The organism is Streptomyces mexicanus, assembly GCF_902506575.1.
GTDB lineage: Bacteria > Actinomycetota > Actinomycetes > Streptomycetales > Streptomycetaceae > Streptomyces > Streptomyces mexicanus.
This window is the reverse complement of sequence record NZ_LR732544.1, coordinates 7112589-7133754: the sequence shown is the minus strand read 5'-3', so window position 1 is coordinate 7133754 and position 21166 is coordinate 7112589. Positions and strand designations below refer to the sequence as shown.

Below are 21166 nucleotides of genomic sequence, written 5' to 3'. Positions count from 1 at the left end.
GTTCGGGGGCGGCGGCGAGTTCGCCGAGACGGATGGGCTGGGCGATCGGGCGGTGGTGCGGCCCGGCCGCGGACAGGCCCTCGACCGGCCGCTCGGCGAGCCGGCCGGTCAGCCGGGCGGTGAGTTCGGCGACCGTGGGGCCGCAGACGCGTGCCTGGCAGGGGCCGAGGCCGGCGCGTGTCTCCAGCTTGGTGACACGTGTGCCGGCGCTCGCCGCGTTGCCGGCGGCCCGGCACAGCGAGGCGTAGTCGGCCTCCTCGCAGCGGCACACGACGGTGTCGGGGCGCAGCCACCCCGGCCAGGCCTCGCCGATCGGATGCGCCCCGGCCAGCCGTTCGGCGAAGGCGCGGCCCTGGTCCCGGCTGCGGCGCAGCGGGCGCAGGGCGGGCGCGGCCGGGTCGCCGCCGCCGGCGATCCATCCGGCGAGCGCGCCCTCCGAGCGTGCCGCCGGGGCACCGGCGACACCGGTGATCTCACCGGCCGCGTAGACGCCCGGGCAGCTGGTGCGCTGGTCGTCGTCCACGGCCACGAATTCACCGCCACGTGTGCGGCGCAGCGCACACCCCGCCGCCAGGGGCAGCTCGAGCTGGGGGCTGAAGCCGTGCGTGACGCACACCGCGTCGACCGCGAGCGTGCGCTCGGTGCCCGGCACGACCGACCAGTCGGCGCGCAGCCGGGCGGTGACGACCTCCTCGACCCGGCCGTCGCCGCGCGCCTCGACGACGCCGCGGCCGGCCCGGAAGGGGACGCGGTGGCGGACCAACAGGGCCGCGTATGCGGCGAGTTCGCCGGTCTTGCCGAGCTGGGCCGCCAGCTCCCAGGGCCGCCGGGACCAGCCGCGGGCCAGGGTGCCCACCGTGCCGGCCTCCAGCACCTGAAGGACGCGGGAGCCCGCCTCCAGCAGCGAGGCGGCCACCGGGAACAGGAACGGTCCGGTGCCGGCGACCACCACCTGATCACCGACCACGACCCGCTCCCCCTTGGCGAGCGCCTGTGCCGCGCCGGCGGCGAAGACGCCGGGCAGCTCCCAGCCGGGGAACGGCAGCACACGGTCGTGGGCGCCGACCGCGAGCACCAGCGCGTCGGCGTCGAGCGTCAGGCGGCGCCGCCGGCCGCCGTCGGCCGCGCCGCGCAGCACGTGCACCCGCGGCACTCCGGGCTCTGCCGCCTCGGGGCGTTCCAGCGCCCAGACGGAGGTCTCGGGCCACCAGGTGCACCGCGGGTGTGCGAGCACCCGGCGGCGGCGCCGGTCGAAGGCCTGCCAGCCGTGCTGGAGCCGCTCGGGCCGGGTGGCGTGGTAGGCGTCGGGCAGCATGCGGTGGTACTGGCCGCCGGGCTGGTCGGCCGAGTCGATCAGGGTGACCCGGGCGCCGGCGCTCAGCGCGGCCTCCGCGGCGGCGAGGCCCGCGGGCCCCGCTCCGATCACCGCCACATGGCGTTCCGTCATCTCGGTTTCCTCCCGGGCCTGTCGGTGCTGTGGCCCGTGTCCGACTCGGGTCCCGGTCCGGTGTGTGGCGACGGGTCGTGACCGGTCCCGGGCTCCCGGGTCCGGAGCACCTCGTCCTGCCGGGTGCGGGGCACCTCGGCCTGACGGGTCTGGGTGGTCACCACGTCGCCGTCGCGGGCGCGGCGGCGGCAGGCGCGGACGTCGCGCTCGTCGCCGACGGTCACCAGGCAGTCGAAGCAGACGCCGATGCCGCAGAACGCTCCGCGGGGCGCGCCGGAACGCTGCCGGCGCCAGGACAACCGGTCGGCGGCGAGCAGGACGCCCGCGATGGTCTGGCCCGCGATGCCGTCGACGGGCTCGCCGTCGACGGTGATCCGCAGTGGCCTGTCCTGCCGCCCGACGACGTCGGCCTCGGCGCGGACACGTCTGGGACTCATGCCGTCTCCTCACTCGCGGTGGGCGTGCACGCGCGCAGTACGGCCGGGCGGTCCACACGGAACGGGGTGGCGTCCATGTCGGGGGGCTGGTCGAGCATCAGCCGGCGCAGCAGCCGTGCGCTGCCCACCGACAGGCCGATTCCGGCACCCTCGTGGCCGCCGACGTGCCAGAGGCCGACGAGCCGGGGGTCGGCGCCGATGACCGGCAGATGGTCGGGGACGTAGGGACGGAATCCGCCGTAGGCCCGCATGACCGGCACCCCGGCCAGTGTGGGGAACAGCCGCAGCGCCTTGGCGGCGACGGCCGAGAGCACCTCCGGGCGCAGCCGGTCGTCGAAGCCGACCCGCCGGCGCGAGGAGCCGATGAGGACGCTGCCGCCGCGGGTGGACTCCACCACCGCCGAGGTCTGCAGTTCCTCGGCGCTGCTGCCGACCGCTCCCACGTAATCGGCGTCGTAGACCTTGTGGAAGACCGTCGGCGGCAGCGGCGTGGTCACGAGTACGTCACCGCGCCGAGGCCGGACGTCCACGGGTGCGCCGAGCCGGGCGGACAGGGCGCCGGACCAGGGACCTGCGGCGTCGATGAACCAGTCGGCCTCCAGCAGGCCGGTCGAGGTGCGGACGCCGGTGATCCGGTCGCCGTGGGTGACCGCGCCGAGCACCTCGCAGTCCGTGCGCAGGGTGGCGCCGGCCGCGAGTGCGTCGGTGAGCAGGGCGGCGGCCGCGGCGGCCGGCTGCACCTGGGCGTCCTCGGGGTAGTGGAGGGCGGCGGTGTGCTCGCGGGTGACGTACGGCTCGGCCTCGGCGAGGGCGGCGGCGTCGAGGACTTCGCGGCGCGCCCCCGCCGCGCGCTGGTCGGCGGCGAAGCGGGTCAGCTCACGGGCGCCGGCGTCGGTGGTGGCGACGACGATGCTGCCCTTGGGTTCCCACTCCACGGCCCGGGCCGCGTGCGGGCACCGCTCCGCGACCTCCTGGAGCACCTGTGGCCACAGCCGCCTGGACAGCTGGGCGAGTTCCAGCTCGGGCCCTGGGCCCTTGTCGGAGACGAGTACGTTGCCTTCGCCGTGCGCCGTCGTCGCCGACGCGGCCGCGCCCCGGTCGATGACGGTGACGTCGAGGCCGGCGAGGGCCAGCTCGCGAGCGCAGGCGCAGCCGACGATCCCGGCGCCCAGCACCGCCACCCGCGTTCGCGTTCTGTACATCGAACCCTCCCCGTTCGTCAAAGCGAACGAGGGGAAACGTATGACGCGGCTCAGGACGTGTCAACGGTCACGTCGAGATCTCTGCGCGGGCCGGCTGTCGACATCGTCCGCGGACGGCTGTCGTTCCACCTCGCAGGGGCCGGCACCGAGGGCCGGGTCGGTCAGGTGGAGCCGCTGCTCCGCCCGGTACTGCAGCAGCAGGACCGAGTGCACGTCGCCGTCGAGGGCCGTGTAGGTGTGCGGGCGGGAGGCGTCGAAGCGCACGTAGTCGCCCGGCCCCAGCTCGACCTCGTGTCCCTCCACCCGTACAGCGAGCCGGCCGGCCTGGACGAGGGTGTGCTCGGTCCCCACATGACCGAGCGACTCCTGTCGGCGCCCGGCCCGAAACCGCTGGTCGAAGACCTCGATGACCGCATCACCGGACTCGATCCGCTGCAGCGGGCGCAGATCGACCCCCTCGCCGCTGAGCACCTCCATGTCCGCGGCGCGCACGACGGTCAGCTCCCCGGCGGGCCGGGCGTCCAGCAGATCGGAGATCGGCACCTGAAGCACCCGCGACAGGCTGAACACCGTCTCGATGGTCGGGTTGCCGGTCCCGGACTCCAGCTGCGACAGCGTCGCCTTGCCGATCCTCGACCGTCTGGACAGCTCGGAGAGAGACAGCCCCCGCTCGGCTCTGGCCCGCCGCAGATTCGTGGCCAGCATGCTCCGGACCGACCCACCGGAAAGGCTCACACTCTCCCCCTCGTCTTTCACTTCTCTTCCATTTCGTTCGCTATACCGTACGGACGTACATCAGATCGTTCGCTGTACAGACCAGGATCGAGCCTTGAGGTCGGGCACCGCAAGGAGGGTCGCGGTCCCACGAGGTCACCGACGCGCACGAGGACCCGGACCTGCCCCGCGTCCGCTCGGCCGGACGCCGGCCGGCCGCACCGGGCCGCTTCTTCCCCGGTGTCGGAAGGGACGTGAGCGTGGACGACCCGGGTCAGCCGGGGAAGCGGCCCGTGGACCGCATGGTCCAACGGCGTTCGGCGTAGGCGAGGTCGTCGCGCCAGAGGCGTCCGGCGGCGGCGTGCATCAGGGGGCGCAGCAGGGGCGCGGCCCGCCGTGCGACGGCGAAACCGCGCCGGTCGGAGGTGGCAAGGACGGCTTCTACGACCGCCGTTCGGGGTCTGCCCCGCTCGTCGTCGCCGAGTGGGGTGGCGTGCGTCTCGACCACGGACCCCTCCCCCTCTCCCCGCGTGATGCGCATGACGACGGTGCGCGGTTCCGGAGCGGTGAAGACGGCCCGCACCGGCACGACCAGCCGCCCCGCCACCCTGAAGGAGACATCCACGGTGAACGCGTCGTCGGCGCGCCCGTCGGCGTCGCCCCGGGGGGCGTCGACGACCGTGAGGTCCACGAACGCATAAGGGTGGTACCAGGCTCCGTGCCAGGGGTCGAGGCGGTTGGCCACGACGTCTTCCGGTGCGCACGTCCCCGTACCGACGTAGACGGCCGTCAGGGCCCGTTCCGGGTCGGGACGGCGCGGCACGACCGGCGTGTCCCGGGGCGGCTCGCCGCCTGCCGCGTCGAGCCGGACCCACAGCAGGACGCCGTCGTCGTGCACCGGCAGCGGCTCCCAGCCCGCGCGGGGGCCGCCGTCGAGGGCCAGCCCGTGCCAGTGGCACACCAGGGTGCCACAGCGCACCGGGCCGTCCCCCCGCCGGGCTCCCCGGTGGGGGCAGATGCCGGGGCCGCCCACGACACGGCCGTCCGCCCCGCGCCACAGGACCACTTCCTCGCCCGCGACCGTGCGCGCCAACGGGCGGTCACCGCGCAGGGCCCGGGACGCGCCGACGACGTACCAGTTGCCGGAGGGCCGCGCCCGGGCGCGCTCGATCGCCTGCGCGATCACGGCGGGCCTGGCGTCGCGCCAGGTGGGCCGCTGACGGTCCCACGGCACGGGGGTGCGGCGCAGCGAGAGCGGGATGCGGCGCGGGCTCACACGGTCTCCTCGGCAACGGGCCGGGCCGGTGCCGCCGGTGCGGCGGCCGGCCGCGGGGACGGCGTCGCCGGCGGAGTCGCGTACCCGGCCCCACGGGCGCGCAGCCGCGCGAGGGCCACCCGGGTGAGTCCGTCGGCGGCGACCACGGCCCGGTGCCGGCGGGGCACCACCGCACGGCGGTGCAGCACGGCGTAGCCGTCGCGCCTGACCGCGTCCAGGATGCCGCCATAGAGGACGAACGCGGTGCGGATGCAGGGCCGTGACCGCGGGTGGAGCATGCCGATGCCCGGTGCCGCCTGCCGGTACACGCCGCGGGTCAGCGCCTCGAACTCCCTGAGGGCGGCGGTGATCCGCCGGTCGTGGCGGCCCGTGTCCCGGCTCCAGCGCAGCAGTTCCCGGTCGACGCCGTGGCCGGCGAGCAGGTCGGCGGGCAGGTAGACACGGCCGCGGTCCAGGTCCTCGCCCACGTCGCGCAGAAAGTTGCTCAGCTGGAAGGCGATGCCCAGCGCGGCGGCGTGCGGGGCCGCCTCCTGACGCGGCACGACTGTGCCCAGCACGGGCAGCATCTGCAGTCCGATCACGGCGGCGGAGCCGTGCATGTAGCCGCGCAGGTCGGCGTAGGTGGGGTAGTCCGTGACCGTGAGGTCGGAGCGCATCGCGGTCATGAAGTCGTGGAAGTGGGCGTGGTCGATGCCGTAGCGGCGCGCGGTGTGGGCGAGGGCGGCCACCACCGGCTGTGGGGCGTGCCCCTCGCGCAGTCCGGTCTCCAGAGCTCCGGCCAGTCGCGTCAGCGCCTCCAGTCGCCTGTCGGTGCCCAGCGCGGGATCGAGGGAGTCGACGATGTCGTCGGCCCAGCGGGCGAAGCCGTACAGGGCGTGCACGGCGGGCCGGTGCTCCACGGGCAGCAGCCGTGTGGCGAGGAAGTAGGTCTTTCCGTGGCGTGCGTTGAGGGCGCGGCAGTGCCGGTACGCCGCGCGCAGCGCCGGGTCGTCGATCCCCGCCGCGTCCAGTTCCCGGTCGGTCATGAGAGGCCCTTCGCCGACGAGACCGGCGCTCTGCGCGGGCCGGAGGAGGCTCGGTGACGTGGTCCGGTGACCCGTGCGGCGGCGAGCTTCCCCGACAGCAGCACGGTCGGCACCCCCACGCCCGGCGTGGTGCCGCAGCCGGCGAGGACGGCGTTCTCGGTGCCGCGCACCAGGTTGCGGGGGCGGAACGGGCCGGTCTGGGTGAAGGTGTGGGCCGCGGAGAACGGTGTGCCCGCGGCGTGCCCTTGGGCCTGCCAGGAGGCCGGTGTCACCAGGCAGTCCTCCTCGATGGCGTCCGCGAGGCCGTCCAGGCCGCGCCGCTCCAGCTCCTGCAGCAGCGAGGCGCGGTAGCGGGGGCCCAGGTCGCCCCATGCGGCGGCCGACGGGCCGATGTCGGTGTTCGGACAGGGCGCGAGGATGTAGTGCAGGTGGCGGCCCGGTGGGGCGAGCGTGGGGTCGCCGGCGGTGGGGCGGGTGATCAGCAGGGACGGATCGCTCATCAGCTGCCCGGCGCGGGTCAGTTGCTCGAAGGTGTCGTGCCACGCCGCCCCGAACGACAGCGTGTGGTGAGCCAGTTGGGGCCAGGTGCGCGAGGTGCCCGCGTGCAGCACGACCGCGGACGGCGCGTGCCGCAGCCGCAACGGTCGTCGGGGCCGGCGGTCCAGGAGGCGGTAGGCGATCGGCAGGGCCGGGGGGAGGACGACGGCGTCGCAAGGGATGCGGGCCCGGTCGGTGACGACGGCGGTCACCCGGGGGCCGGACCGTTCCAGCCGGGTGACCGTCTGGCCGAAGCGCAGCTCGGCGCCCGCTTCGGCGGCGGCGTCCGCCATCGCCCGTGGCAGGGCGTGCATGCCGCCGCGGGGGAAGTACACACCGGCGACGGTGTCCATGTAGGCGATGACGGCGTAGGCGGCCAGGGCCCGCCGGGGCGGCACACCGGCGTACAGCGCCTGGAAGGAGAAGACGCGCCGCAGCCGTTCGTCGCGCAGGAAGCGGCCGATCCGGGCGTCCAGCCGGCCGAAGCCGCCGAGCGCTGCCAGCCGGAGGAGATCGCCGTTGACGACGCCGAGGGGCGAGTCGAAGTCGGCGTCGATGAAACGGCTCATCTGCGCCCGGTACAGCTGCTCCAGCCAGGCCCGCAGTCGCCGGTACCCGGCCGCCTCAGCGGTTCCGGCCAACCGTTCCACCTCCGCGGCCATCGCGTCCGCGTCGGTGTGCACGTCCAGGCTGCTGCCGTCGGCGAAGAGGGCCCGGTAGGCGGGGCGCACGGGGAGCAGCTCCACGCGCCGGTACAGGCTGTCGCCCACGGCGGCGAAGGGCTCGTCGGCCAGTTCGGGCATGGTCAGCACGGTGGGGCCGGTGTCGGCCAGGTAGCCGCCCAGCCGAAGAAGTCCGGCCCGGCCACCGGGCAGGGCCTCCCGTTCCACCACGGTGACCCGGCGTCCGGCGCCCAGCAGGTGCAAGGCGGCCGCCAGTCCGGCGAGACCGGCTCCCACGACCACGACGTGGTCGGTGCGTCCGGGCAGGGTACGGGGCATCGCCGGGGCTCCCGCGCCTGCGGCACGCAGGGGCCCGCGCCCCGCACGGCCACGTCACCGCCGACCGGCTCGCCCACGGCGCGGGCGCGGGCGACGCGCTCGTCGAGGACGTGCCCGAGGAACCGGCCGACGGCCGCGGGCACACCGGCGGCGGCGAGGCGCGGGCCACGGATCGCCGCCGGCCGCGCGGTCCCCGGCGTGTCCGGCAGGACAGCACCCTGTCCTGTGTCCGGGGGCTGCCCGGCGGGCCCTCCCGCCCCGGTGGCCGGACCCGGGACGGGTGGCGGCGCGACACCGCGCTGTTCCTTCGCCTGTGCGGGGCGCATCCCACTTCCTCTCGTCGCGATTCGCAGTTCGCTCCGTCACCACGGCGTGCCCGCACAGGTGGCGGGCACGGACGCCGCACCGGCCAAAGACGCCGGGAAGCACTGCTGCGGGATGTCCTTTCCCCGGATCGCGAGCGGGGGTCGGCCAGGCTGCGGCAGACGGGTGACGCGCCTGCGTGCGGGCGCGCAGGGGGGAATAGGGCGTACGACGCGGACGGGAACAGCCGGGAGACGTGGATGCAGCTGGAGGCGGAGGTCGCGGTGGTCGGGGCGGGAGCCGCCGGGTTGTCCCTGGCGCACCGCCTGGCCGGACGGGTGCCGGGGCTGCGGACGCCGTCCGTGGTGGTGGTGGACCCGCCGCCGGGGCCCCTGCGCCCGCCGCGGCGGACCTGGTGTTTCTGGGAGCGGGGTCAGGGGCGTTTCGAGGACGCGGTCACGGCGTGCTGGCGGCGGCTGCGGGTGCGCCCGCCCCGGGGCGAGCCCGTCCGGGGAGACCTCGTGCCGCTGCGGTACAAGATGATCCGCTCCGACGACTTCGAAGCACTGGTCGGCCGGACGCTGGCGCGCAGCGGGAACGTGCGCCGCCTGGAAGCCACCGTCGACGCGGTGGAGGACGTCGCCGGCGGCGCCCTCGTCCATCTGCGGGACGCCGGCGGATCCCCGGGAACCCTGCGCGCCCGCTGGGTGTTCGACTCCCGGCCCCTCGGCAGCCTGCCGGCCGCGCGCACCACTTTGCTGCAGCACTTCCGCGGCTGGTTCGTGCGTACGTCCCGGCCGGTCTTCGACCCCGCCGTCGCGGACCTGATGGACTTTCGCACGCCGCAGCCCGACGAGGGCCTTTCCTTCGGCTACGTCCTGCCCACCAGCGCGCACGAGGCCCTGGTGGAATACACCGAGTTCTCGCCGCGGCTGCTCACCGCGAGCGGCTACGAGGCCGCGCTGGGCCATTACTGCGACGACGTGCTGCGGCTGGGCGAACGGGAGGTCCGTGCCGTCGAGACCGGGATCATCCCGATGACGGACGCCGTGCCGGCCCGGCAGACCGGAGCCTCGGTCTTCCGCATCGGCGCCGCCGGCGGCGCCACCCGGCCCCCCACGGGGTACCCCTCCGCGGGTCTGCAACGCCAGACACGCGCCGTCCCCCCCGCGCTGCGCCGTGGGCGCCGGCCCGTGCCGCCCCCTGCCCATCCCCTGCGCTCCCGCGCCATGGACGCCGTGCTCCTGCGCGCCCTGGCCAGCGGCCGGGTCGACGGTCCGGCTCTGTTCAGCGGGCTCTTCGCCCGCGTCCCCATGGAACGGCTGCTGCGGTTCCTCGACGGGGACACCCGCCTGTACGAGGACCTCATCATCGGGCTGCACACCCCCGTCGGACCGATGCTCCGCTCGGCTCTGGAGCTGCCGGCCCTGCCCCGCCGGCCGTTCGCGTGAGACCTGACCACCGCTGCTGCCCGCCCTTGGAGAGTCGTATGACCCTGCTGCGCGACGAGACCCTCGCCGCCGCCTTCGACCACGCCTGTCGCAGCTACGACGCGCTGGTGGCCGTCAACCCCGGCTACCACGCGCACCTGCGGCGCTCGGCGCGCCGGCTCGGCCTGCGCGGGGACGGCGCGGGGCTGCGCCTGCTGGACGCGGGCTGCGGCACCGGCGCCTCGACCGCCGCGCTCCGCTCCGTGCTGCCGGCCGCGCGCATCACGGCGGTCGACGCCTCCGCGGGCATGCTGCGCCGCGCCGCCGCCAAACCGTGGGCCGACGGTGTGACGTTCGTGCACGCGCCGGTGGAGCACCTGGCCGAGGCGGGGGTGCGCGGACCGTTCGACGCCGTTTTCGCCGCGTACCTGCTGCGCAACGTCCGTGACCCCGACGCCGTCCTGGCCGGCCTGCGTCAGCTGCTGAAGCCCGGTGGACGGCTCGGCGTGCACGAGTACACGCTCCGTGGCCGCCGCAGCGACCGCATGGTGTGGACGCTGGTGTGCCGCGGCATCGTCCAGCCCGTCGCCGGTGTCCTCGGAGACGGTGCCCTCTACCGCCACCTGTGGCGCAGCGTCGTCGACTTCGACACCGCCGGCCGCTTCGCGGACCGGCTGCGCGCGGCCGGTTTCGACCGGGTGCGGCCCCTGCCCCGGCCGGGCTGGCAGACGGGCATCCCCCACACCTTCGTCGCCCGTCGTCCGGACACCGCGCGATGAGCGGCCCGGACCGGACGGCGGCTGCCCGCCGCGGCAGGGACCGGCGGGCCCGCGTCCTGCCGGCCGCCCCGGGACGACCCCGTATCGACGGAGTACGTCCCACGACCGCCGTCGTCGGCGGGGGCGTCGCGGGCCTGGCCGCGGCCACGGCCCTGGCCGAGCGGGGCGTGGCCGTCACCCTGTACGAGCGTCAGCCCTACCTCGGGGGGCGCGTCGGGGGCTGGCCCACCCGCCTGCGCGACGGCAGCGCGGTGACGATGAGCCGCGGGTTCCACGCCTTCTTCCGCCAGTACTACAACCTGCGCGGGCTGCTGCGCCGCACCGACCCGGCGCTGGAACGCCTGACCGGCCTGCCGGACTACCCGCTGCTGCACGCCGGCGGAACCCGGGACGGCTTCCGGCACGTCCCCCGGACCCCTCCCCTGAGCGCGCTGGGCTTCGTCCTGCTCAGCCCCTCCTTCGGCCTGCGGGACCTGCCGTCGCTCGACCCGGTCGCCGCGCTGCCCTTGTGCGACGTGCGCGTGCCCGACGTCTACGGCCGGCTCGACGACGTCAGCGCCCACGACTTCCTGGACGCGGTGGGCTTCCCGGACCGGGCTCGCCACCTGGCCTTCGAGGTGTTCTCCCGCAGCTTCTTCGCCGACCCGCGGCAGCTGTCGGCGGCCGAGCTGGCGCTGATGTTCCACATCTACTTCCTCGGCTCCGCCGAGGGTCTGCTCTTCGACGTCCCCCGCTCCCCCTTCCCGGCCGCCTTGTGGGACCCGCTCGCCGGCTACCTGCGGCGGCACGGCGCGCTGGTGCGCACCGGCACCCTCGTCGAACACGTCGAACCCACCCGCGACGGGCGCTACCGGATCAGCACCGACCAGGAGGAGGCACGGCACGACAGTGTCGTCCTCGCCCTGGACGCCGCCGGGCTGCGCCGTCTCGTCGGCCGCTGCGACCGGCTGGGCGATCCCGCCTGGCGCGAGCGGATCGCCCGGCTGCGCACCGCCCCGCCGTTCCTGGTCTCCCGCCTGTGGCTGGAGCGGCCCGTCGCGCCGGACCGGCCGGGTTTCCTCGGCACCAGCGGCTTCGGCACCCTGGACAACATCAGCGTCCTGGAACGCTGGGAGGACCAGGCGGCCCGGTGGGCCGCGCGCACCGGCGGCTCCGTCGTGGAACTGCACGCCTACGCGCTGCCCGACGGCCTCACCCGGGACGTCGAGGAGAAGCGCGTCGTCGACCAGCTGCACCGCGTCTACCCGGAGACCCGTGCCGCCGGGATCGTCGACGCACGCCACGAGTGGCGCGAGGACTGTCCCCTGTTCCCGGTGGGCGGCTACCGGGACCGGCCGGCCGTGCGCAGCCCGGACCCACGTGTGGTGGTGGCCGGGGACCTGGTGCGCAGCGATCTGCCCGTGGCGCTGATGGAGCGCGCGGCGACGACGGGGTTCCTGGCCGCCAACGCGCTGCTGGAGCAGTGGGGCGTGCGGGGCCAGACCTTGTGGACGGTGCCGGACCGCGGCCGCAGCGCCGTGCTGCGGGGCCTGGCGGCGTGGCTGAGCGGCTGAGGGCCGGGAAAGCCCGGCGTGGCACGGCACGTCCCACGGGCGTCGTAGGGGTCGGCGCGGCGGCGGGCTTGCGCGGGGGCGGGCTTGCGCGGTCGCGTGGGTACGGCCGGACGGTACGGCGCTAGAACGCGTACCGGATCCGCAGCCAGGGCGCGTGCGCGTCGATCAGCTCGCGCAGATCGTTCAGAGCCTGTGCCTTGACGTGGTTGCGGTAGCGGACGTTGAGGGCGCCGTTCTCCGAACGCTTGGCCTGCTGCAGCCGCGGCTGCCAGAGCAGGTCCTCGCCCTTGGGATGCCAGCCGAGGTTGACCTCGTGCAGGCCCTGGTTGTGGGTGAGCATGATCACCTCGGCCGCCGCCTGGCGTTTGACCCGCTGAGGCACCACGTCGTCGAGGTGCCTGAGCAGGTCGGCCCAGGCCGCGCGCCACCCGGGGCGCAGCACGACGGGAGAGAGGTTGAAATGCACCTCGTACCCCGCGTCCAGGAAGTCTCCGGCGGCGGCGATACGTTCCTCGACCGGCGAGGTGCGCAGGTCCAGCAGGCGCGAGTCGTCCGCCGGCATGAGGGAGAACCGGATGCGGGTGCGGCCGCGCGGGTCGTACCCCAGCAGGTCGGGGTTGACGAACTTGGTCGCGAAGGACGCCTTGGCCGTGGGCCAGTGCCGGAAGGCGTGCACCAGGTCCGCCGTGTTGTCGCAGATCAGGGCGTCCACGGCGCAGTCGCCGTTCTCCCCGATGTCGTACACCCACGCCGTGTCGTCGCACTGGTTCGGTTCGGGTTTCCCGCCCTGGCGCGCGATATGGCGGCCCAGGTGGGCGATGATCCGGTCGATGTTGGTGAAGACGGTGATGGGGTTGGCGTACCCCTTGCGGCGCGGCACGTAGCAGTAGGAGCAGGCCAGCGCGCAGCCGTTGGACGGGCCCGGGGCGATCCAGTCGGCGGACCGTCCGTTGGGCCGGGTGACCAGATTCTTCTTCACCCCGAGGACCAGCGTCTCGCCCTTGACGCGGACCCAGCGCTCCACGTTGCCCTCGTTGCCGTGCAGCCCGGGGATCCCCCAGTGCGAAGCGACCTCGATCACGCGGGCGTGCGGGAACCGGTCGAGAACCTGTCGGCCGCGTGGTGACGCGGCGGCTGCGGGCTCGGCGTAGATCTGCCGCACGGGCAGCAGACGGCGGGCGATGTCGCCGGTCCGGAACGCGTCGCCGGCTGGCCGCGTGGCGGAGGGCGTGCCCGGCGCACCGAGGGACTCCAGGCCGAACAGCGCGTCGCAGCCGCCGTCCGGTGCTGCGGACGGTCGGGTCATGGAGAGCTCCGGGGGGAAGCGGGTGGGGCGCGACGGCTCGGCCGCGGCGGGGCGGCGACCCGCCGACCTCCCAGCTTACGCCCGCCGGGCGGGTGCCGCGGGGGCGCCCGTGGGCCGCTGCGGGCCCCCGTCCGGCGAGCCGGCCCCGGGCGGGCCGGCCCGCCCCCCCCGCCGCGGCCTGCGCGATCGTCCTCATGCACGACTCCGGCGGCGGCCGCCGCCAGACCGAGCGCGGCGAGGGCCGCGACGAGCCCGCGTCTGAACAGGCGGCGTCTGCCGGCCGTGCCGGCCCGGGGGTCGGCGAGCGCGCCGGAGGGATCGCTCACGGGACCGCTCGCGGGACCGCTCAAGGGATCACTCATGGGCAGGATGCCTCTCAGGTAGTGGGGATACAAGGAGGTCTGAGAGCGCTCTCACGGGACGTGCGTCGTCAATGTGCTCCCGGGCATCGCGGCCGTCAAGAGTTGAAGCAGAGAAAGTGCCCGCCGGGCCCGGGAGTTCAGCTGATGAAGACGGAGATCTCCCGGTTGCTCCCGGGCCGCTCCGTACACGCAGAGGGCGGCGGGAAGCCCGCCGCCCTCACCCTTGCGGTGGTACGCGCTGACCGGGGCCGCCCGGGCGGTAGGAGCAGGGACCTGCCCGAGCGGCCCCGGTCAGGGGTGCCTACCCCAGGCGGTACGAGTAGACCGTCGTCGCCACCTTGCACACGCCCGGCGGGACGACCTCGGCGCGCAACGTACCGGTCGCGGCCTCGTAGTCCACGCCCTCCGCCTCGAACGTCCCGGTGCACACGCTGCGCTGGGGCAGCGCGAACAGGCTCGAGACGTGTCCGGTGACCGGGCTGCCGTCCAGCCGGTGCGTCAGATCCACTTGGAGCAGCGGCCGGTCCTCGGGGAACAGCGTCCTCGAGCCGTCGTCGGAGGCGCACAGCAGCCGGGTGTCATTGACGAAGTCGCAGCCCTGGATGTCGCGCACGGGCTTGTCCAGCGTGATCTGCGCGGCCTGCGGCAGGGCGCGGAGAGCGCGCGGGGCCAGCCCGGGCGCGCCCGCCCCGCCCGCGGCTGGCACCCCGGCACCCGGCGCCCGGCCGGACTCTGAAACCCTGCGGGAAGCCCCCCGCACGACCGTCGCAAGGAGACACCCGCGTTGATCACCGGCACCCCGGTCCCCGACAGCTACTACGTGCGCACCGACGAGCACCGTTTCAAGCCCACCGCCCACGCCGGCGGCGCCTGGAGCAGCGACGAGCAGCACTTCAGCCCGCTGGGCGGCCTCGTCGTGCACGCCCTCGACCAGTACCTCGCCGCACGGCCGGACCGGGCGCTGGTGCTGTCCCGGATCAGCTACGACATCCTGGGCCGCCCGGCCCTGGACGAGTGCGAGATCCAGGTGGAGACCGTCCGTCCGGGCCGCACCATCGAGCTGCTGGAGGCGACGGTCCACATCGGCGGCCGGGCGGTGGTCCGGGCGCGCGCCTGGCTGCTGTCCGCGCAGGACACGACGGCCGTCGCCGGCGGCGCGGAGGAGCGGCTGACCCCGCCCGAGCGGCTCCGGCCGTGGCCGATGGCCGAGCTGTGGCCCGGCGGCTACATCGCCTCCCTCGACGTCCGCCCGGTCGCCCCGCCGCAACCGGGCCGCACCACCGCCTGGGTCTCCACACCGCTCACCCTGGTCGCGGGCGAGCCCAGCAGCCCCCTCGCCTCCTACCTGGCCCTGGTCGACACGGCCAACGGCATCGCCGTGCGCCGCTCGCCGAGGGAGTGGATGTTCCCCAACGTGGACCTGACCGTGCACCTGCACCGGCAGCCGCAGGCGGGCTGGACCGGCCTGGACACCACCGTGGTGTTCGGCCCCACCGGCCAGGGCCTGACCAGCACGGTCCTGCACGATGTGCACGGTCCGGTGGGCCACGCCCAGCAGATCCTCACCGTGCGCCCGATGCCGGACGCCTGACGCCGCCCACGCCGGCCCGTCTGCCACCGTCACCTCCGCCCCCGTCACCGCCACCGTGGTCGTCACCGCCGTCGTCGGCCGTCCGCGTCGCCCGGTGCAGTGCGCGCAGGCCCCGCGCGGAAGGCGACCCGGGATCCGCGGTGACCAGGACGACCTCCTGGTCGTCCTCGGGGACGAGCAGCACGTCGCAGGCGAGGCGCAGGGGCCCGGCCACCGGGTGGTCGATCGTCTTGGTGCGGTGCCCGGGGGCGTGCACCGGGCGGGCTTCCCAGATGTGCCGGAACTCCTCGCTGCCGGCCCGCAGTTCGGCCAGCAGCGCGGCCAGGCGCGCGTCGTGCGGATAGCGGTCGGCGGCCCGCCGCAGCCGCGCCACCACGATGTGCCCGAACTGCTCCGCGCCGGAGCTGCGGACCGCGCGCCCGGCGCCCAGGAAGCGGCGCCGGGCCAGGTTCGGCGCCCCGCCCCCGAAGTCCTCGCCGAGCAGCAGGCGCGCCAGCGGGTTCCAGGCGACGATGCCGTAGGTCGCGTCGGTGACGATCGCGGCGGTCTCCGGCAGCCGGTGGAGCATGGCGGCCACGTGCGGGCGCACCCGGCAGACCGCGCCGGGGCCCGGTGGCGGGGTGGACCCGGCGAGCCGGAACAGGTGGCTGCGCTCGGCGGGGGTGAGCCGCAGGGCGTGCCCGACCGCGTCCAGGACGCGGTCGGAGGGGCGGGGGCCGCGGGCCTGTTCCAGGCGCGTGTAGTAGTCGACGGAGATGTGGGCCAGCTCGGCCACCTCTTCCCGCCTGAGGCCGGGCACCCTGCGCAAGGTGCCCGGCGGCAGGCCGACCTCCTGCGGACGCAGCCGCTCCCTGCTCCTGCGCAGGAAGCGGGCCAGTTCCTGCCGTGCCATGCCGCTCTCCTCCCCATGTGCACGTCGCGTGCGCACGCCCGGGGCGCCGACCGGCGCCCGCTGCGCGTCCCCACCACCGTACGGCCCGGCGCCCGCGCCGCCTCCCGGGCCGCTGCCTGGTACAGCCTGTCCCTGGCAGCGCGGGCCCGGCCCGGGGACCGTGGGGGCCATGAGCGATCGCACAGCACTGGTGACCGGTGCCAACAAGGGCATCGGCAAGCACATCGCCCGTCTGCTCGCCGCCGAGGGCTGCACGGTGTACGTGGGTTCCCGCGACCCGGAACGCGGGCGGCGGGCCGTGGAGGAGATCGGCGCGGGCGCCCGCCCGCTGGTTGTCGACGTGACCGATCCCGCCTCCGTCGCCGCGGCCGCGGCGCGGGTGGACCGGCTGGACATCCTGGTGAACAACGCGGGGATCAACGTCTCGCCCGCCCCGCCGGCCGAGAGCGGCCCGGAGGAGTTCCGGCGCACCTACGAGACCAACGTGTTCGGGGTCGTCGCCGTCACCAACGCCTTCCTGCCGGCCCTGCGCCGCTCGCCGTCCCCGCGGATCGTCAACGTCTCCAGCGGGACCGCGTCGCTGGCCTGGAGCACCAGCCCGAACCCACAGTTCCTCACCGGCAGCGGCGGTGCGGCGGCGTACCGGTCGTCGAAGGCCGCCCTCAACGCCCTGACCGTCCTGTACGCCCTGACGCTGGCCGAGGAGGGTTTCAAGGTCAACGCGCTCGCGCCGGGCGCGCGGGCCACCGACCTCACCCCCCGGGCCGCCGAGCTGGGCGGCGACCCGGCGGAGGCCGCCGAGGGCGCCGTACGGCTGGCGCTGCTGCCGGACGACGGGCCGAACGGCGCGTTCCTGTCCTGGGACGGCACACCGGTGCCCTGGTGAGCCGGCGGCCCGCCGCCTCCCGGCGCGCGCGATCCGCCGTGACCTGATGTGCTGGGTGGGAGGAGTGCCGTGACCCGTTTCCGGGAGGTCGGATGAGTACCTACAACGTCGCGCAGGTCACCGCTGCCGGCGGGCCGTTGGAGATCGCCGAACGGGAGGTGCCGCAACCCGGTCCCGGCCACGTCCGGATCGCCGTGGAGGCCTGTGGGGTGTGCCACAGCGACACCCTCTTCGTGGAGGCCGCGGTGCCCGGCATCCGCTTCCCGGTGGTGCCCGGGCACGAGATCGCCGGACGGATCGAGCAGCTGGGCGAGGGGGCGCGGGAGTACGGCTGGCAGGAGGGCGACCGGGTGACCGTGGGCTGGTTCGGGGGCAGCTGCGGCCACTGCACGCCGTGCCGGCAGGGCGACTTCATCGTGTGCCAGAACCTCAAGGTCCCCGGCTGGGCCTACGACGGCGGCTTCGCCGAGCGGGTGATCGCGCCGGTGGACGCCCTGGCCCGGATCCCGGACGCGCTGGCGGCGAGCGAGGCGGGGCCGCTGGCGTGCGCGGGCGTGACGGTGTTCAACGGGCTGCGGCGCAGCTCCGCCCGTCCGGGCGACCGGATCGCCGTACTGGGCATCGGCGGTCTGGGGCACCTGGGGGTGCAGTACGCGGCCGCGATGGGGCTGGAGACGGTGGCGATCGCCCGGGGCGCCGACAAGGCCGACATGGCCAAGCAGTTGGGCGCCCACCACTACGTCGACAGCACGGCGGCCACCGACGTCGGCGAGGCGCTGCGGTCGCTCGGCGGGGTCAAGGTGGTGCTGGCCACCGCCGGCAGCTCCGAGGCGGTCTCGGCGACCGTGGACGGGCTGACGCACCGGGGTGAGCTGGTCGTGATCGGCGTGGCGCCCGAGCCGCTGGCGATCACACCCGGCCAGTTGATCATGGGCGGGCGCGTGGTGCGCGGGCATCCGTCCGGCACCGCGCAGGACGTGCAGGACACCATGGAGTTCAGCGCCCTGAACGGGATCCGGCCGATGACCGAGGTGGTGCCGCTGGAGCGGGCCGACGAGGCGTACCGCCGGATGCTCTCGGGCGCCGCCCGCTTCCGTATGGTGCTCACCACGGGCTGACGCGACCTCACCGGCGGTCGGTCGGGTGCCGGTGGGTCCTTCCCGCCGGCGGCCGGCCCGGCGGCGTGAGGCGTGCCGGCTGCGTCAGGGCTTGCGCGCCAGCAGGCAGGCGTACCGCCGGGTCAGCGGCGGGAGCGGGTCCTGGACCAGGCGCGCCGTGACCGTCAGCCCGGCCCGGCCGAGCAGGTCGGCCACCCGCTCCACGGGCAGCAGGTGCCACGCGTAGGACACGGGGTGGCCGTAGGCCCGGTCGGGGCGCAGGTGCTCGTCGCCGATGTGACATCCCCACAGCAGCAGGCCACCGGGGGCCAGGGTGCGCGCGAACTCGGCGAACACGGTGGGGAGCCCGTCGGGGTGCGTGTGGTGCGTGGAGTGCCAGGCGAGGATGCCGCCGAGGGTGCCGTCGCCGATCCCGAGGGCGGTCATCGAGCCCTGGACGAAGCTCAGGTGCGGGTGGGCGCGCCGGGCCAGGGTCACCATCCGGGATGACAGGTCCACGCCGAAGGCGCGCATGCCCAGCCCGGCGAGGTGGGCGGTGACCTTGCCGGGCCCGCAGCCCACGTCGGCGACCGGGCCGCGCCCCGCGTCGCGGACCGCCTCGGCGAAGACGGCCAGCATGCCGCGCGAGAGCGGGTCCATCTCGGTCGGTTCCGGGACGCGCCGGGCGTAGGTGGCGGCGACGGTGTCGTAGGACTCGCGGACGGCGGCGAGGGCGGAAGCGGCGGCGGTCACCCGGCAACACTACCCGGCGGCGCCCTCTCCCGAGGCCGGTCCCGTGCGACGCGCACCCCTCTCCCGAGGCCGGTCCCGTGCGACGCGCACCCCTCTCCCGAGGCCGGTCCCGTGCGACGCGCACCCCCCGCACGCGGCGGGGCGCACACGCTCGCCCTCACGCAACTCCCCTCACACATCCCGCACCTGAGCGCCACTCACCGGTCACACGTTCGGTATGCTCCTGACGCTCTGACCGCACCAACGAGGGGGGAATCGCATCCTCATGCGCATACGCTCCGTGCTCACCGCTGCCGCCGCCGCGGGAGCCGTCGCCGTCGTCGCCACCGCCCCGGCGCAGGCCGCCGAGTACTCCTCCGCCCTGAAGATCAAGGGTGTCCAGTACGACGCGCCCGGGCGGGACTCCAACAGCTGCACCAAGGGCAACACCAAGAACGAGTACCTGACGATCAAGAACTACTCGCGCTCCAAGGTCAACCTCAAGGGCTACGTCGTCAAGGACGCCGCGGGCAACCGTTTCCGGTTCTCCGCCAACCACTACCTCGAGCCGGGCGACTACGTGAACCTGCGGGGCGGCAAGGGCACGGACTCCGACGCCAAGAACGTCGTCTACCGCCAGAACTGCAACTTCATCTGGAACAACGACAAGGACACCATCTACCTCTACAAGCCCTCCGGTGCCCGCGCCGACGTCCACGCGTACACCAAGTCCCGCGACGACCGGGACGGCAACGGCTACATCACCTACCACGGCTGATCGCGTGCCCCGTCCGGGCGGCCGCCGGGCGTTCCCGCGCCCGGCCGGCCCCCGGCGGGCAGCGGCCGGGTCACCCTCCTGCGACGGCGTGCCGGCCCCGGGTCACTCCTCCTGCGACGGCGTGCCACGGGTGCGGCCCGGCTCCGGCGGTGTGGCCTGCTGGGCCCGGATGTGCAGCACGTCGCCGACGAACAGGTCGTAGACGAGCACGCCCACCAGGCCGCCGACGAGCGGGCCGACGATGGGGATCCACCAGTAGTGGCTGAACGACCCCGCCAGGGAGCCCGGCAGCGCGAGATCGCCCCACCCCGCGGCGTACGCGAACAGGCGGGGGCCGAAGTCCCGGGCGGGGTTGATGGCATACCCGGCGTTGGCGCCGTAGGAGATGCCGATGGCGGCGACGGCGAAGCCGATGACCAGCGGGCCGAGGTTCGCCTTCGGGGCGGTGTTGCGCAGGTCGACCACCGCCACGATCAGCAGCAGCAGGAACGCGGGGCCGACGATCTGGTCCACGAGCGGGCCCCAGACGCCGCCGTGGAAGTAGGGCGCCGGGAACGTGGCGAAGATGGAGAACGAGGACAGGGTGTGCCCGTTCGTCTTCGGCCCCTTCATGGCCTGGTCGAAGGTGTGGATGGCGTCGTGGTAGACGGCGTACACCAGGGCGGCGCCCACGAAGGCGCCCACCACCTGTGAGATCCAGTACGGGACCACCTTCGCCCAGGAGAACCTGCGCCGGACGGCGAACGCCAGCGTCACCGCCGGGTTGAGATGGGCACCGCTGACACCGCCGGCCACGTACACGCCGAAGGCCACCGCGAACGCCCACCCCCAGGTGACCAGCAGCCAGTCGCCGGCCCCCAGGAAGAACGCCGTGGGCCCCTCCGTGCGGCCGGAGCCGGGCAGCGCCGCCACCGCCATGGCCACGACACCGTCACCGAAGGCGATGATCACCAAGGTCCCCAGGAACTCCGCCAGGCACTCTCCCCACAGCCCGCCGCGCCTTCTGAGGTGCGAGGGTGTGATGAGGGGCGGGATTTCTACGGCCATATCGGCCCCTTCGACGAATGTGACGAACGGTCCGGCGGGTGAGCGGACGAACTCGGCCTCGGGCGGCCCCGCGGTGCTCCTCGGGACGCGGCCGCGCGTCCCTGCTCAGTGTGCGCGCACCCACCGGTTCGGGCCACTCGGCCGGCCCCGGCACACCCGGGTATGACCCCCGTCCGCACCCCGCCCGCACCTTCTCCGCTGCTACGGGTGTGAAGCCCATACGGGTGACCCGTGCCGTCGCCCGCACCCGCGATGACCGGGCAAACAGCGGCCGCGGGCCGACGAGAGCGGTGCGAGGGGCCGCAGCCGAGTGGCAACCCCGCGACGACCGCACGAGACTGATCCATGGTTTTCGTGATCAGGAACGACGCACGGTGTCGAACGACGCACGGCCTCGGGGACCGGCCACCGCGGCCGGTCGGTTCTTCGACCTTCTGGAGCTCGCATGGTGGAGAAGTCTGCCGACGTCCTGACGCCCGGACCGGACGGTTCCGCGATCACTCCACGCGCGCAGCCCGGCCCGGCGGCGGCCGCCGTCGAACGGGAACTGGCCGCCGTCCTGGCGGACGTCGTGCACACCGAGCACGTGCCGCCCGACAGTCACTTCTTCACCGATCTCGGCGCCAATTCCCTCGTCATGGCGCAGTTCTGCGCCCGGGTGCGCAAGCGGGCCGACCTGCCGTCGGTGTCCATGAAGGACATCTACCGGCATCCCACGATCCGCGACCTGGCGGCCGCCCTCGCCGACGCCTCCCCCGCCGGCACCGCCAC

Annotated in this window: 19 protein-coding genes and 1 pseudogene; 8 read left to right on the top strand and 12 right to left on the bottom strand. The window is 74.8% G+C overall.

Features of this window, described 5'->3' with window-relative positions:
* From GV126_RS31825 to crtI, 7 genes are all read right to left on the bottom strand, one after another.
* Positions 1–1447, bottom strand: a 1447-nt coding sequence (locus GV126_RS31825; protein ID WP_159673089.1) for an FAD-dependent oxidoreductase, incomplete at its 3' end; no start/stop codon positions are given.
* Positions 1444–1884: a (2Fe-2S)-binding protein gene (locus tag GV126_RS31820; RefSeq protein WP_159673087.1), complete on the bottom strand. Its 441-nt coding sequence runs from the start codon at positions 1882–1884 to the stop codon at positions 1444–1446. The genes GV126_RS31825 and GV126_RS31820, both read right to left, overlap by 4 nt.
* Positions 1881–3086 (bottom strand): NAD(P)/FAD-dependent oxidoreductase, encoded by a 1206-nt coding sequence (locus tag GV126_RS31815; protein ID WP_159673085.1) that lies wholly within the window; start codon positions 3084–3086, stop codon positions 1881–1883. The genes GV126_RS31820 and GV126_RS31815 overlap by 4 nt, the downstream gene beginning before the upstream one ends.
* A 60-nt stretch (positions 3087–3146) precedes the next feature.
* Complete coding sequence (locus GV126_RS31810) at positions 3147–3791, bottom strand: helix-turn-helix domain-containing protein (protein ID WP_159673083.1); 645 nt, start codon at positions 3789–3791, stop codon at positions 3147–3149.
* Between the two features lie 283 nt (positions 3792–4074).
* Positions 4075–5076 carry a DUF5914 domain-containing protein gene (locus GV126_RS31805; RefSeq protein ID WP_159673081.1) on the bottom strand — a complete coding sequence of 334 codons (1002 nt, stop codon included), beginning with the start codon at positions 5074–5076 and terminating at the stop codon, positions 4075–4077.
* Positions 5073–6101, bottom strand: coding sequence for a phytoene/squalene synthase family protein (locus GV126_RS31800; RefSeq protein WP_159673079.1), 1029 nt, complete (start codon positions 6099–6101; stop codon positions 5073–5075). The genes GV126_RS31805 and GV126_RS31800 overlap by 4 nt, the downstream gene beginning before the upstream one ends.
* Positions 6098–7639: a phytoene desaturase family protein gene (crtI, locus tag GV126_RS31795; RefSeq protein ID WP_159673077.1), complete on the bottom strand. Its 1542-nt coding sequence runs from the start codon at positions 7637–7639 to the stop codon at positions 6098–6100. The genes GV126_RS31800 and crtI overlap by 4 nt, the downstream gene beginning before the upstream one ends.
* Before the next feature lie 563 nt (positions 7640–8202).
* Between crtI and GV126_RS31790 the strand changes: the two genes are divergently transcribed.
* Genes GV126_RS31790 through GV126_RS31780 form a run of 3 tightly spaced genes read left to right on the top strand, consistent with a single transcriptional unit; the run spans position 8203 to position 11704 of the window.
* Entirely contained in the window at positions 8203–9393 is a 1191-nt protein-coding gene (locus GV126_RS31790) for a lycopene cyclase family protein (RefSeq protein WP_159673075.1), read from the top strand.
* 38 nt (positions 9394–9431) lie between these two features.
* Positions 9432–10151, top strand: coding sequence for a class I SAM-dependent methyltransferase (locus GV126_RS31785; protein ID WP_159673073.1), 720 nt, complete (start codon positions 9432–9434; stop codon positions 10149–10151).
* A complete protein-coding gene (locus GV126_RS31780) occupies positions 10148–11704 on the top strand; it encodes an FAD-dependent oxidoreductase (protein WP_159673071.1) in 1557 nt (518 codons plus the stop codon). Before GV126_RS31785 ends, GV126_RS31780 begins: the two co-directional genes overlap by 4 nt.
* A 121-nt stretch (positions 11705–11825) precedes the next feature.
* On the opposite strand, the gene GV126_RS31775 is transcribed toward GV126_RS31780, so the two are convergent.
* Complete coding sequence (locus GV126_RS31775) at positions 11826–13010, bottom strand: spore photoproduct lyase family protein (RefSeq protein ID WP_159673069.1); 1185 nt, start codon at positions 13008–13010, stop codon at positions 11826–11828.
* A gap of 663 nt (positions 13011–13673) precedes the next feature.
* Positions 13674–14021: pseudogene (locus GV126_RS31770) on the bottom strand (hypothetical protein); the annotation flags it as partial.
* A gap of 135 nt (positions 14022–14156) precedes the next feature.
* Between GV126_RS31770 and GV126_RS31765 the strand changes: the two are divergent.
* On the top strand, positions 14157–14963 hold the full coding sequence (locus GV126_RS31765) for a thioesterase family protein (protein ID WP_159673067.1): 807 nt from the start codon (positions 14157–14159) through the stop codon (positions 14961–14963).
* On the opposite strand, the gene GV126_RS31760 is transcribed toward GV126_RS31765, so the two are convergent.
* Positions 14935–15855 (bottom strand): helix-turn-helix transcriptional regulator, encoded by a 921-nt coding sequence (locus tag GV126_RS31760; protein WP_159673065.1) that lies wholly within the window; start codon positions 15853–15855, stop codon positions 14935–14937. The genes GV126_RS31765 and GV126_RS31760 overlap by 29 nt on opposite strands.
* A gap of 169 nt (positions 15856–16024) precedes the next feature.
* On the opposite strand from GV126_RS31760, the gene GV126_RS31755 reads away from it, so the two are divergent.
* A complete protein-coding gene (locus GV126_RS31755; RefSeq protein WP_159673064.1) occupies positions 16025–16741 on the top strand; it encodes an SDR family oxidoreductase in 717 nt (238 codons plus the stop codon).
* Between the two features lie 92 nt (positions 16742–16833).
* Complete coding sequence (locus GV126_RS31750) at positions 16834–17859, top strand: alcohol dehydrogenase (RefSeq protein WP_159673062.1); 1026 nt, start codon at positions 16834–16836, stop codon at positions 17857–17859.
* 84 nt (positions 17860–17943) lie between these two features.
* Here the strand turns inward: GV126_RS31750 and GV126_RS31745 are convergent, their stop codons facing one another.
* Positions 17944–18591, bottom strand: coding sequence for a class I SAM-dependent DNA methyltransferase (locus tag GV126_RS31745; protein WP_236570209.1), 648 nt, complete (start codon positions 18589–18591; stop codon positions 17944–17946).
* Between the two features lie 265 nt (positions 18592–18856).
* On the opposite strand from GV126_RS31745, the gene GV126_RS31740 reads away from it, so the two are divergent.
* Positions 18857–19348 (top strand): lamin tail domain-containing protein, encoded by a 492-nt coding sequence (locus GV126_RS31740; RefSeq protein WP_159673060.1) that lies wholly within the window; start codon positions 18857–18859, stop codon positions 19346–19348.
* Positions 19349–19450: 102 nt separating this feature from the next.
* Here the strand turns inward: GV126_RS31740 and GV126_RS31735 are convergent, their stop codons facing one another.
* Positions 19451–20395, bottom strand: a complete 945-nt coding sequence (locus tag GV126_RS31735) for an MIP/aquaporin family protein (protein WP_159673058.1) — start codon at positions 20393–20395, stop codon at positions 19451–19453.
* A 445-nt stretch (positions 20396–20840) separates the two neighbouring features.
* Between GV126_RS31735 and GV126_RS31730 the strand changes: the two genes are divergently transcribed.
* Positions 20841–21166: acyl carrier protein (locus GV126_RS31730; protein WP_236570208.1), on the top strand; the 326-nt coding region annotated here is incomplete at its 3' end.